The organism is Xenorhabdus siamensis (assembly GCF_037996745.1).
GTDB lineage: Bacteria > Pseudomonadota > Gammaproteobacteria > Enterobacterales > Enterobacteriaceae > Xenorhabdus > Xenorhabdus indica.
Map to the genome: position 1 here is coordinate 76,315 of NZ_JBBMXE010000020.1, position 13,163 is coordinate 89,477.

Here is a 13,163-nt window from a genome sequence, read left to right on the forward strand (position 1 = left end):
GCAGCATTAACAATCAAGAACTATAACGTCACTTTGTTTTAGGAAATGGGCGTTTTAGATAATGAATGAAATTCCAGAAAGGAAATAGATGAAGTTCTAGGGCTTCGCCGCATGATTCGTTATCATGCGCAGCTATGCTTTTCAAATAACGTTTCATATGACATTTGTCATAATGCACAAATATGGGGTAACAGCATGTTATGGTTCAAAAATTTAATGATTTACCGTTTAAACCGAGAAATTTCACTTTCCACGGATGAACTGGAAAAACAATTAAGCCCATTGGCATTCACCCCATGTGGCAGTCAGGACATGATGAAAACGGGTTGGGTTCCACCAATGGGCGCCCATGGTGAAGCATTAACTCATGCTGCCGGTAATCAGATCTTGATTTGTGCACGCAAGGAAGAAAAAATGCTGCCTTCTCCGGTCATTAAACAGGAACTGCAAACCAAAATTGCCCGTCTGGAAGGAGAACAGCACCGGAAACTGAAAAAAACCGAGAAAGATTCACTGAAAGACGAAGTGATCCACACTTTATTACCAAGAGCATTTAGCCGTTTTAGCCAGACTTATATCTGGATAGATACCGTTAACAATCTGATTATTGTTGATTCAGCCAGTGCTAAACGTGCCGAAGATAATCTGGCTTTATTAAGAAAAACACTTGGCTCATTGCCTGTTGTTCCCCTGACTTTCAAAGATCCCATTGAGCTGACATTAACTGAATGGGTTCGTTCAGGTAATTTACCTGCCGGTTATGCTCTGATGGATGAAGCTGAATTAAAAGCTATTCTGGAAGACGGCGGGGTTATTCGCTGCAAGAAACAAGAGTTAGTATCTGACGAAATCGCGGCACACATTGAGTCCGGGAAATATGTCACCAAACTGGCACTGGACTGGGAAGAGCGTATCCAATTCATGTTGTCAGATGATGGTTCTTACAAACGTATTAAATTCAGTGAAACATTGCGTGAACAAAATGATGATATTGATCGTGAAGATGTTGCTCAACGATTCGATGCTGATTTCACGCTGATGACGGGTGAATTAAGTGCGCTGATAAAAAATACCATTGATGCGCTGGGTGGTGAGGCAGAAAGATAATGTCTTATCTACCCAATAGATTTCAAAAAGCAACTAACAACGCTATTGATATAGACAGAACTTGATATAGACAGGATATAAAAAGGATACAGCCTCAATGGTATTTCCATTGAGGCTGTTACTATGGCTATCGTTATTTCACACAATTAGAAACGGTATATCAAGCCAACACCCATGACATTATCTGTTTTAATCTTAGCTGTTTTAGTAAAGTCATTATTTTTCAGCAAGTTGATCTTATATTCAGCATAAGTACCCATATTTTTGTTGAAATTATAAGATGCTCCGATAGAGATATACTTCACCAGATCTTCAGATCCTTTGGTTCTCAATAAATTGTTCTCGCCCAAATCGTTGCCTAAGTCTTTGCCTCTGGAATAGACATAACCAATAGACGGACGCAAGCCAAAATCAAATAGATATTGCGCAGTTAACTCAATATTTTCCGTTTTATTCGCAAACATCACATGATTATCTACAGCGCTGCCGAATCGGGTCAAATTACGAGCCTGACCATACATCGCTGCCAGATAGACATTATTTCTATCGTACTTAGCTGATACCAACCATGCTTCAGCTTTGTTCCCTTTCGCCAGTACCTTAGCTGATGGCGTGCCCTGTTTTTGTGCCTGAGTACGACTAGAATTACCATAAGAAGCTGCAACAGTCACACCATTGCCAAAATCGTAAGAACTGGAAAGGCCAAAACCATCACCATTCTGCCGCATAACATCATCACGGGCATTTTTAGTGCCACCATCATTTTTGGCCTGATATTGCAGGGCAAAATTCCACCCGTTCACCAGGCCAAAAAAGTCAGTATTACGATAAGTTAATAACCCTGTCGAACGCCCCATCATAAAATTATCAGTTGCCGCCATGCTATCGCCACCAAAAACGGGAAGCATATCTGTAAACGTGTTGGCATCATATACCACGCCGAAATTACGACCATAATCCAGGGTACCATAATGACCCAGTTTAAGGCCGACAAAAGCCAGACGTGTTCTTGCAAATTTGCTGCTTTCAACTTCGGTGCTGTTGGCACCCAGATTGAATTCCCAACGCCCAAATCCTGAAATGGTGTCTGTAAGTTGGGTTGTCCCTCTCACACCGATACGGCCGCTGGAGTTATCACCTGCTTCTTTGCTTTTTGATTTAGCAAAGTAGTGTTGAACTTCAGCCTTTCCATATAAATCAATTTTATTACCATCCTTATTATAAACTTCGGCCGCATTTGCAGCCCCAGCGATAAGGAAAACCGGAATCGCCATTGCTATTACGTTGTGTTTTATCATTATTATGGTCCTCACTAGTGTTGTTATTACCTTTTGTCACCTACCTTTTCCACCGACAGGAAATACATTTTCTAAGAAGAAATAGTTAGGCGGATTAACATTTAGCAATACTTGTTACTTTACAGTTAATTTTGTAATCAACAATAGCGATACTAAGATGCAAATTAACGTTTTGCTAACAAAATTTAACCAAAAGTGCTACCCTGTGAGACAGATCACATAGTAAGCATATTTTCAATAATTGAATAACATCAATTATGATTATTAGTTATTAAAAACAGTAAGTTATAAATAATAATAGAGTTGATGAAAAATAAAAGAAGTGTTCTGAGCAGCATTTTTTACTGCTAATTACCATAGATAATGTGGCAATTATTTATTTTAAATATTGACAAGTGACTGTAAGTTCTGTATTTGGTGGAAATTGATAAATTTCCATTTATTTCAAGTAAACATTTCTTCCTTATTAATGGAATAAAGCCAATGCGGTACATTAAATATCGACAACTTATAAGGTGCTAAAATGGCAGAAAATCATCCACGCCCACGAGGTCGCCCGTCAATTCCCGAACAAGAAATACGTGAGAAAATCCATGATATTACTCTTTCTCTGCTGTTAAATCAGGGCTATAGCACAACCACCATGGATGTTATTGCCCAAAAAGCAAAAATCGCCAAAAAGACACTCTACCGTTTCGTTAAAAATAGAGAAGATTTGATTGAACAAGTTATATTAAAATGGACAGATAACACAGTCCTTCCTTTGACTAAGAATGCCAATAATTACCAACAAATGATAATTTCATTGGGAAATTATTTAATGGGAATCGCTGAAAAATCCTTATCTAAAGATGCCGTCGGATTATTTAAATTATTACAGTCTGATTTTCCTCATCGGGATACCTTCTTAGAAAAATATCAACAAGGCGGTATTGAAAAAAACAAAATTATTTTAGCAAACTGGCTAGAACAGCAATATAAACAAGGATTATTAAAAGAATTTAATTATAAAATATTCAGTGAGTTGGCTATCTCTATGGTGATTTCAGAGCCGCTCAGACAAATGGCATTGGGGCAAACGCCACCTTTGCCAGAAACTGATATTTCCTACCGCATTACAGCAATAATAAATTTACTTAAGTCTGGATTACCTGAGAAATAAGAATTTTTTCTCACAACAATAAATAAGGCGTTGAGTTCATGATAATCACTCATCGCCTTATTTCTATTTATAATAGACAATCATATTTTAAACATTATCATCTATAACTTGATATTTGTTCGTTCCGATCAACATTTGCCGAAAGCGTTCAAAACAAGTTATTTTATGCAGTTGATTAATAATCTTATCATGGCTAAAGACATCTAATAACGCATCATAACACTCTGCAAAACATACCTTGTCTATCCTGTTTATTGCTATTAAAAAAATAACATGCACACGTTCATCTTTCCCCCAACGTATCCCTTTCGGACTAATAACAACAGCAACACCCGTTTTTATCGCATCCATCTTTACTGAATGAGGTAAGGCCAGAATACCAAAAGCCGTTGAGGAAGCATTTTCACGCTGATAAACATATCTGACAAAATCAGATTCAACATAACCTTTGGCAAACATTGTCTGACAAAGATCATCAATAAGTACATCTCTGTGCTGAAAGCCAGGTTCAAACCAAAACAGACCTTGTTCAAAAAATAGATCAAAATTACGTTGTAGCGTCCTCTTCTTCCGGTTTGCATTAGCAATATCAATTTTTCTAATCAACTGCGCGCGCTTATTCCGTAACTGAAAAGGAGAAATACATACTATTTCATAATGATGGCTGGCAGGAATATTTATTGTTGTAATCAATAGTTCGAACTCCAGAGTCTCCAATTCAGAAAGCTGGGAAATCCGCTTAATCACACTTATTTCATTACCAAAATCACACAATAACTGATGATAGATTTTATTCTCAATACCCCGGTAGCCGGGGCATAAAAGCACTGCCCGTACTTTATTATCATGACTTTTCTGCCGTTCAAATTCAGCACCAACATGCAGGGCAATAAAAGAAATTTCATCTTCATTCAGTTTCTTCCCGAAAAATTCATTTAATTGTAAAGAGATAAAAACAGCGATATCAAAAATTATGCGACACTCCTTTTTTATTACCTCCAACATAGGATTTTTAGTATAAATATTATATTCCAGCCGGGTTTTCAGCCCTGATATATGCAGAGAAAATAATGAGATAAAATCATCTGTCCCAAAATCAATCAGATAGTGTTCCTGTACAGATTCAGTAACTTTTTTTGTAAATCGGTATAAGTCAGCATCCACTAAATCAATTGATTCACTATTTTTAGTATAATTAGAACTGATGTTGATTTTCAACAAAGTATAACAGGCGCTCCTTTCATTCTCTGATATTGAAACATTAAATTTATGTTGCAGATTATCACATAACTCATCAGTTATAGAATGTAATTGATTATTCCCGAAAAAAGTTAGCTGAGTATCTAAACACTTATCATGCTTTAACCGATTTATCAGTATCAGAAAATGTAAGACAAGATTAGTATAAGAGAGATCATAAACAGAATATCCCCATTTATAAAATATCTCCTTAATAAGATTAGATACCATTTCTACCTGTTGAATACCAAATATGGTTTCCAATGTTTTTAATTCATTGAAACGATAATCTGTTTGTTCGATAATAGTATGATAAATTAACTCTCTTAATTTTTGTTCTGCCCCCAAAATTTCAATATGGTTATTCCTGCATAAGAACCTGACATTAAATTTTTCAAATGAACTATTCATTTTATATATCAATGATCTTAATGTTGAGTCACTGATATACAAATCAGCACTGATATCATAAATATTATTACTTTTCTTAAATAACAGAATAGTCTTAATCAAAAAACAGGCCCTTTCCTGATAGGTTTTCGGCTGATTACTGGTTTGGTAGTGTAATTTGATATTTTTATCAAGTGATAAAGAATATCCTGATCGACCAGAAAGAATAATTTTCTCGCCATAGGCTTCATTAATTTCCGCTACATAATTTTTTATCGTTCTAATGGAGACGTTTAAGATCTGAGATAACTTTATTGCCAACGTCGGGGTATTTTTATTCAGTAAATAGTCCAATAATTCTTTCTGCTTAGGTCTTAGCATTATAACCCCCTGTTAAATGAATAAATAACACCTTGAATGTACTTAGATAATTAAGTTATAAAAATATAATTTTGCCCTCTTAAAGTGAAAACACATAATTGAATATAAAGTCAAAATTCAAGATAGTAGTTTATATGTCAGAAAACAAAAATCAATTAGCAGCAAAATAATAAGGAATTCATATGAAAAATATTTTTATTATGTTGTGTTGTGGTGCAGGTATTTCCAGTGGTATGTTAGCAACAAAAACCAGAAATGCTGCCAGACAAAAAGGTGTATCAGTGACCGTCGAAGCCAGAAGTGAAAGCGAGGTAGCAGAATACTTTTCAGTTATCGATATCCTATTTCTTGGCCCTCACTATGCTTCGCAAAAAGATGAGTTCCAAAAACATGCTGATATTTACAATATTCCTGTGCTTGTCGTACCCCAAAATATTTATGGAAAATTAGACGGAAAAGCATTACTGGAATTAGCCATAACCACATTAAATCATTAGTTTTACTCTTTATAACACCAGGGATTTCACTTACTCAGAATAGACAAAGACAATAATAAAGAGAGATGCGAAATGAAAGCATTTATGTCGTGGTTATCTGACTCGTTTGCACCCGCGATGCAAAATTTTACTAAGCGACCGTGGGTAGCCGCTATTTCTGGCTCCATGCAGAAAAATATTCCTTTTATTTTAGCGGGATCACTTATATTTTTTTATAATGTATTTCGTGCTTATCTTCCTTTTTTGCCCAATCTTGGTCGGATTGCCGAATATTCTTTTGGTATGCTCGGTTTAATTACCGCGTTTATGGTAGCTAACCAGATGATGGAAAAACTTCATCATTTTCGCTATACCCTAATTGCCGGTCTGACTTCCATTTGCATCTATATGATGTTCATCAAGCCGGAATTTTCTGATGGCAACATGATTGTCAGTTTTGAACGATTCGGCCCCGCAGGCATTTTATTGGGTATTGTCACTGGTTTGTTTGTTTCCTATCTGTTTCATCTATATACCAAAATGGGTTTATTGAAAGAGAGTTCCCTGCCTGATTTTGTTGTCGGCTGGATACATGCCATTATCCCGATTCTGATTTCCATTGGCGCAGGAACATTATTGGTATTCACCTTTGAAGTTGATGTCTTCTCCCGGCTACTTTCTCTCTTTTCTCCCATTGCTGTATTCGGGCAAACACTGCCGGGATTCATACTCATGGCATTAATCCCTGCTATCGCAATGTCGATGGGGATTTCAGTCTGGACATTTACCGGCCTGCAAATGCCTATCTTTATGCTTGGTATCAGTGCCAATATTACTCTGGTGGCAGCAGGGCAGTCCCCTACCAATATTGTGACCTATGAAACCATGTATACAGCGGCTTTGATTACAATGGGAGGAACCGGTGCCACTCTCGCATTAAATCTTTTAATGCTGTTTTCTAAATCCAGAGAGCTTAAAGCCACGGGCTATATCTGCATAGGGCCTTCTTTCTTCAATATCAACGAACCGCTGGTGTTTGGTACACCGATTGTCCTCAACCCACTGTTAATGCTTCCCATGTGGATTAACGCAATCACCAGCCCCATTATCGTCTGGGTATTCATGCGCTCAGACTGGCTGAATATTCCCGCAAAAATGATTCAGGTCGGTCAAATACCTGCCCCGTTCTCCAGTGTCATGATTACGGAAGACTGGCGGGCTGTCATCTGTTACGCCGTACTAATGGCTGTATTCCTGATTACCTGGTATCCCTTCTTTAAGGTGTATGAGAAAAAACGAATTGAGGAAGAGAGCACCAATGCAGCATAAGTTATATATCCAACTCCATTACAAGGAAAATAACCATGAACAGTGAGGAAAATATTCTAATTCCTATTTCTATGGAAATAATTCTCGATGCAGGTAATGCCAGAGAAAAAAGTGAAAAAGCCATGAAATATGCCCGTGATGGTGATTTTGACAATGCGCGTTTATATATGGAAAAAGCACGCAAAATGATGTTATCTGCCCATCAGACACAGACTGAAGTTATTCAGAAAGAGACTCAAGGAGATAACTTTCATTTAAGTCTACTGTTTATTCATGCTCAGGATACATTGATGGCGATACGCAGTGAGTTAATTCTGAGAGAAGAAATGATTAGCTTATATAAATACCTTCACACTACGAACAATAATAAAGAGGAAAAACAGCATGTCGAAAAATAATACTCTGTTTCCTGAAAATTTTCTTTGGGGAGCTGCAACCAGTGCCTATCAGGTTGAAGGAGCAGCAGAAGAATATGGCAAGAAATTATCACAGCAAGATATTCTCAATAATAACCCCGGATTAGCAGATACTCATATTACCAGTGACCATTATCATCGCTATAAAGAAGATGTTGCATTAATGAAAGAGCTAGGTTTGAAAGCCTATCGTTTCTCCATCGCATGGTCGCGTATTTTCCCTGATGGGATCGGTAAGCCTAATGATAAAGGCGTGCAGTTTTACCACAATCTTATCGATGAACTATTGGAAAACGGTATTACGCCAATCCCGACACTTTACCATTATGATATGCCTATGGCATTGGTGGAAAAATATCATGGTTGGATCGATAGACAAAGTGTAAATGATTTTGCCTATTACGCTGAATTTGTCATCAGAGAATATGGCAGGAAAGTCAAATATTGGCTGACCATCAATGAACAAAGTATTATCGTACAATTCTGGACGAAAAAGTGCTTTATCCCTGAGCAATATCTCCACAATGAGCAGATTAAGTATCAAATAAATCACCATATGAATCTGGCTCATGCAATTGCCTGTAAGTTAGTTCATCAATGGGTGCCTGACGGTCAGGTCGGCGCAGCATTAGGATATTCCGCTATTTATCCGCTGACCAGCAAACCGGAAGATAATTTGGCGGCCCAAAACGCCAATGATCTACGCAATTACTATTTCACCGATATCTATCTGAAAGGACAATATCATCAATCCGCATTGAATTACCTGAAAAAGCATGGACTGGCTCCCAATATCGAAGACGGCGATATGGAATTAATCAGAGAGGGCTATTCTGATTTTCTGGCACTCAATTATTATTGCAGCCATACCGCTGCCGCAGCGCCGGCACATGCTCAGAGACGAATGGATGGTTTTAATCCAACAGGTATCAAAGGACAAATTGACGGCTATGAGATCCAACCCGATTACTATCAGATCCATAAAAACCCACAACTTGATACCACAGACTGGGATTGGGCGATTGACCCACTTGGGCTTGAATATCTGTTACGCGATTTATATACCCGTTATCAGAAGCCATTGATGATCACGGAAAATGGTTTCGGTGCTGATGACGTACTGGAATCTGATGGCACCATTAATGACAGTTACCGCATTGATTATCTGGAAAAACATCTTCAGGCTATAAAACGGGCGATGGATTCGGGTGTTGTGGTTCTCTCTTATAATCCGTGGAGTTTTATTGACCTTCTTTCCACCAGCAATGGTTACAAAAAACGGTATGGCTTTGTTTATGTTAATCGCACTGATGACGATCTAAAAGACCTCAACCGTTATAAGAAAGATTCGTTTTATTGGTATCAGAAAGTTATTCAGACACGTGGCGGTTCATTAACTGAATCCTGATTTTCTTTAGGTAAATTTATGATCGAATATTCCGTCGTAGTCACAGCCCCTTCGGGGCTGCATACCCGGCCTTCTGCCCAACTTTGTAATTTAGCCAAAACTTACAATGGCACGATAGAAATTATCAGGGGAGATAAGAGTGCCAATTTAAAAAGCATGTTCAAAATTATGTCAATGGGAATTAAAAGTGGCATGGAAGTCACTATTCGGGTTGAAGGAGAAAATGAAGAGGAAATGGCACAATCAGTTGTGGATCTTATTCGTAATATTAAAGAATAAATTCTACATCTTATCGGTTGCCTATTGGAGATATCTTATGATCTCTTTTGATGAAATGGAAAATATCGCACATCAACTTATTTCCCCGACACAATTAAATAAACATGTTAAATATGGTCATGTAGTTGCGGTTATTCAATGTGAATCCGGGCATATTTATACCGGTATGAATATTGATACTGCCTGTTCAATGGGATTTTGTGCAGAACATGGTGCCATTGCAGATATGATAAAACATGGAGAAAACCGGATAGTGAAAATTATCGCGGTTAATCAACGCGGGGATATTATTCCTCCTTGTGGTCGCTGTCGGGAGTTTATCAGTCAGATCAATAGAAAAAATATCCACGCCGAAGTGAAAGTAAACCAAGAGTTAGTTTTATCGCTTGGCGAGTTACTGCCGTTTGATTGGAAAAACGCGTAGGGTATTTTATTATTATTTTGTGTCTGGCCTATTTATGTCTGGCCTAATAGAAAAACTGCCCGATTTAATCATTCGGGCAATTTCTATTATTCAGGTAAGTTAACCACTGATAATGTTATTTAGCCTCTACCGCTTCCATTCCGACCAAACCAACTTTCAGATAACCAGCCTTGCGCAGAGAATCCATCACGCTCATTAGCGTTTCATAATCCACAGTTTTATCCGCCTGGAAGAAAATTATGGTTTCTTTATTGGATTGAGTTGTTTGATCCAGTACCGAAGACAGCGTATCACGCTCAACCAACTGATCACCAACATACAGTTGAAGATCTGCTTTTACTGTCAGAAAGACCGGTTTCTCTGGTCGCGGTTGTGGTTTGGCTGACGATGCAGGCAAATCGACTTTGATATCAACTGTTGCCAGTGGTGCTGCCACCATGAAGATGATCAACAACACCAACATCACATCAATAAATGGCGTGACGTTAATCTCGTGTAATTCACCGTTATCGTCCAAATTTTCATTAAGACGTATTGCCATAATTGATTACCTTGCTTCTGCTTGTTCCGTTTTTCTGTCAGCCAAATCAAGATCACGACCAAGCAACAGAATTGCCTGTGCCGCCGTATCACCTACTTGCCCACGATATGATGAAATCACGCGGGCAAAAACGTTATAGATAACTACCGCCGGAATTGCAGCGACCAGACCCAATGCTGTCGCCAAGAGTGCTTCTGCGATACCCGGAGCAACAACCGCCAGGTTAGTCGTTTGTGAATGCGCGATACCAATGAAGCTGTTCATGATCCCCCAGACTGTACCAAACAGGCCGACAAACGGTGAAATCGCGCCGATAGTCGCCAGATAACCGTTTCCACGTCCCAGATGACGGCTGATTGCCGCAACAGCTCGCTCCATGCGGAATGAGGTACGCTCTTTGGTGCCATCTTTGTCAGTACTTTCAGCAGATAAATTGCGTTCAGACTGTGCTTCGTTCAATAACAGACGGCTGATACTATTCTTACCGAAATCAGCGGCAATTTTCACGGCTGCATCCAGATTAGCAACATCAGCCAATGCCAGTTGCTCTCTGCGTAAACGGCGACGAGCCATTAATAACTCACTTCCTTTGGAGAAGAAAAGTGCCCATGTGATAATAGAAGCAATCACCAAACCTACCATGACGCTTTTTACTACAACATCCGCATTCTGATACATCCCCCAAACGGAAAGATCCGTTGCAAAACCGCTGGACAAGTTTTCAGAACCTTCCACAGCAATTGATTCCGCTGCGCCTGCTTCTGTTATTTCAGTCACTTCGGTAGTGACTGTTTGCTGTTCAGCCGTCGCTGACGTATCCGTTTTCTGAGCTTCGCCTTGCTGTGGATCTGCTTTCGTCTCCCCTGCTTGCGGAGCCGTGGAAGAGACTGGTGTTGCCGGGGCCGCTACCTGAGTGGCAGCCTGATTTTCTGGCGCAGCAGCCGCTGTTGTTGGTACGGTATTAGCTGGTACGGTATTAGCTGGTGCGGTATTAGCCCACGCTGAACCTGTTAACCCGAGTGCCAATAGAATAGAAGCTGTCAAATTACGCATCAGTTAGCCTTACTCTCTTTTTTATAGATTCTGTTACTTAGCAATGAATCGCATTTACTCATCTTGCTAATCCTAATATATCCTGAGCCATAGCTCGCTTTTCCACCTGATAAGGTTCCGTTTAACCCTATTTCATGCTTTTCATCACGTGAGGGAAAAGTCCATTCCAAATGATATCAGACATTGAGCGATTTGATAGTAATTATCATTACTATTTAATAAAAAAGTGGTAATGAAAAGGGGCGATTGCACCACAACCCTCTTTTTCGCTATCACCGATTACCTTGAATTTTCGTCAAGTTGCAAGAATCTCTTTGTAAAAAACATGACAAATCTTTTAACTTGCAATGATTATTTGAGTAATCAACGTTAATTGAGGGGGAAATCATATGGCAAAAGAAAAGAAACTGGAGACCAAACTGGTTGATATCGGAAGAAAGCATAAATTCACGCTTAATGCTGTCAACCCCATTATCCAACGAACTTCATCCGTCATTTTCAAAACGGTTGAAGATTTGAAACACGCCATAAAACATCGTGCTAACGGTGAACTATTCTATGGACGTCGTGGCACATTGACGCATTTTGCTTTTCAGGAAGCAATGGCAGAACTGGAAGGTGGCGTGGGGTGTGCACTGTATCCATCCGGTACAGCCGCTATTACCAACAGCATTCTGTCATTTGTAGAAACAGGCGACCATATTTTAGTAGCAGGGACAGCCTATGAGCCGACGCAAGAGTTTTGCAATCACATTCTCAAGAAGCTGAATATTGCCACCGATTATTTTGACCCAATGATCGGAAAAGAGATTGCCACGCTCATTCAACCAAATACAACGGTTATCTTTCTGGAATCCCCCGGCTCCCTCACGATGGAGGTTCAGGATGTCCCTGCTATCGTGCAGGCTGCCCGGCAGGTTAATCCTGAAATTGTCATTATGATCGATAATACATGGGCTGCCGGTATTCTCTTCAAGGCATTGGATTTTGGCGTCGATATTTCTATTCAATCCGCCACAAAATATATCATCGGCCATTCGGATGGCATGTTGGGCACGGCTGTCGCCAATAAACGCTGTTGGGATCAATTGCGGGAAAATTCTTATCTGATGGGACAAATTGCCGACCCCGATACGGTTTATTCCGCAACCCGTGGATTACATACGCTGGCTCTCCGTTTAAAACAACATGAAGAAAACAGCCTCGAAATTGCCAAGTGGCTATCCCAACGGCCTGAAGTTGCTGAGGTTTATCACCCCGCTCTACCTTCTTGTCCCGGGCATCACTACTTTCAACGTGACTTCACTGGCTCCAGCGGGTTGTTCTCTTTCCGCCTGAATATTAACCTGAACCCCACTCAACTTTCTGATTATCTTGATAATTTACAACATTTTAAAATGGCGTTTTCCTGGGGAGGATTTGAATCGTTAATTTTGGGTATATCACCTGAATCACTCGCGAGTTTACGCCACTATCATTTTCCCAAACATTATCATTTCCCCAAAAAAGAAAGAACGTTAATCCGTGTACATATCGGGCTCGAAAATCCCCAAGATCTGATTGCTGACTTGGATGCCGCTTTTACCCGCATTGCTGTGCGTTAACATAATAAATAACTTAATACATAATGATCGTGCCCCTGAATGGCTATCTTCCGACT

13 protein-coding genes are annotated in these 13,163 nt (G+C 39.3%); 9 read left to right on the forward strand and 4 right to left on the reverse strand.

Translation table 11 applies throughout. From position 1 onward, the window contains the following. The first annotated feature begins 195 nt into the window (after window positions 1-195). Complete coding sequence (rdgC, locus tag AAC852_RS18505) at window positions 196-1,107, forward strand: recombination-associated protein RdgC (RefSeq protein ID WP_340622253.1); 912 nt, start codon at window positions 196-198, stop codon at window positions 1,105-1,107. A gap of 146 nt (window positions 1,108-1,253) precedes the next feature. On the opposite strand, the gene AAC852_RS18510 is transcribed toward rdgC, so the two are convergent. Next, window positions 1,254-2,405, reverse strand: a complete 1,152-nt coding sequence (locus tag AAC852_RS18510) for a porin (protein ID WP_340622254.1) — start codon at window positions 2,403-2,405, stop codon at window positions 1,254-1,256. A gap of 523 nt (window positions 2,406-2,928) precedes the next feature. Between AAC852_RS18510 and AAC852_RS18515 the strand changes: the two genes are divergently transcribed. After that, window positions 2,929-3,567, forward strand: coding sequence for a TetR/AcrR family transcriptional regulator (locus AAC852_RS18515; protein ID WP_340622255.1), 639 nt, complete (start codon window positions 2,929-2,931; stop codon window positions 3,565-3,567). Window positions 3,568-3,654: 87 nt separating this feature from the next. On the opposite strand, the gene AAC852_RS18520 is transcribed toward AAC852_RS18515, so the two are convergent. Beyond that, window positions 3,655-5,577, reverse strand: coding sequence for a BglG family transcription antiterminator (locus AAC852_RS18520; protein ID WP_340622256.1), 1,923 nt, complete (start codon window positions 5,575-5,577; stop codon window positions 3,655-3,657). 182 nt (window positions 5,578-5,759) lie between these two features. Here AAC852_RS18520 and AAC852_RS18525 point away from each other — a divergent pair, with 182 nt between their 5' ends. The 6 genes from AAC852_RS18525 (at window position 5,760) to AAC852_RS18550 (ending at window position 9,909) form a co-directional block, all read left to right on the forward strand. Beyond that, window positions 5,760-6,074, forward strand: coding sequence for a PTS sugar transporter subunit IIB (locus tag AAC852_RS18525; RefSeq protein WP_340622257.1), 315 nt, complete (start codon window positions 5,760-5,762; stop codon window positions 6,072-6,074). Between the two features lie 72 nt (window positions 6,075-6,146). After that, complete coding sequence (locus tag AAC852_RS18530; RefSeq protein ID WP_340622258.1) at window positions 6,147-7,382, forward strand: PTS transporter subunit EIIC; 1,236 nt, start codon at window positions 6,147-6,149, stop codon at window positions 7,380-7,382. 35 nt (window positions 7,383-7,417) lie between these two features. Beyond that, window positions 7,418-7,780 carry a PTS sugar transporter subunit IIA gene (locus AAC852_RS18535; protein WP_340622259.1) on the forward strand — a complete coding sequence of 121 codons (363 nt, stop codon included), beginning with the start codon at window positions 7,418-7,420 and terminating at the stop codon, window positions 7,778-7,780. Further along, window positions 7,767-9,206, forward strand: a complete 1,440-nt coding sequence (locus tag AAC852_RS18540) for a glycoside hydrolase family 1 protein (RefSeq protein ID WP_340622260.1) — start codon at window positions 7,767-7,769, stop codon at window positions 9,204-9,206. Before AAC852_RS18535 ends, AAC852_RS18540 begins: the two co-directional genes overlap by 14 nt. An 18-nt stretch (window positions 9,207-9,224) precedes the next feature. Further along, a complete protein-coding gene (locus AAC852_RS18545) occupies window positions 9,225-9,485 on the forward strand; it encodes an HPr family phosphocarrier protein (RefSeq protein ID WP_340622261.1) in 261 nt (86 codons plus the stop codon). Window positions 9,486-9,522: 37 nt separating this feature from the next. Continuing rightward, window positions 9,523-9,909: a cytidine deaminase family protein gene (locus tag AAC852_RS18550; RefSeq protein ID WP_340622262.1), complete on the forward strand. Its 387-nt coding sequence runs from the start codon at window positions 9,523-9,525 to the stop codon at window positions 9,907-9,909. Window positions 9,910-10,024: 115 nt separating this feature from the next. On the opposite strand, the gene exbD is transcribed toward AAC852_RS18550, so the two are convergent. Together exbD and exbB are read right to left on the reverse strand one after the other, a co-directional pair. Next, window positions 10,025-10,450: a TonB system transport protein ExbD gene (gene exbD, locus AAC852_RS18555; RefSeq protein WP_340622263.1), complete on the reverse strand. Its 426-nt coding sequence runs from the start codon at window positions 10,448-10,450 to the stop codon at window positions 10,025-10,027. Between the two features lie 6 nt (window positions 10,451-10,456). Continuing rightward, window positions 10,457-11,503: a tonB-system energizer ExbB gene (gene exbB, locus AAC852_RS18560; protein WP_340622264.1), complete on the reverse strand. Its 1,047-nt coding sequence runs from the start codon at window positions 11,501-11,503 to the stop codon at window positions 10,457-10,459. Window positions 11,504-11,892: 389 nt separating this feature from the next. On the opposite strand from exbB, the gene metC reads away from it, so the two are divergent. Beyond that, entirely contained in the window at window positions 11,893-13,107 is a 1,215-nt protein-coding gene (metC, locus tag AAC852_RS18565) for a cystathionine beta-lyase (RefSeq protein WP_340622265.1), read from the forward strand. Window positions 13,108-13,163: the final 56 nt, after the last annotated feature.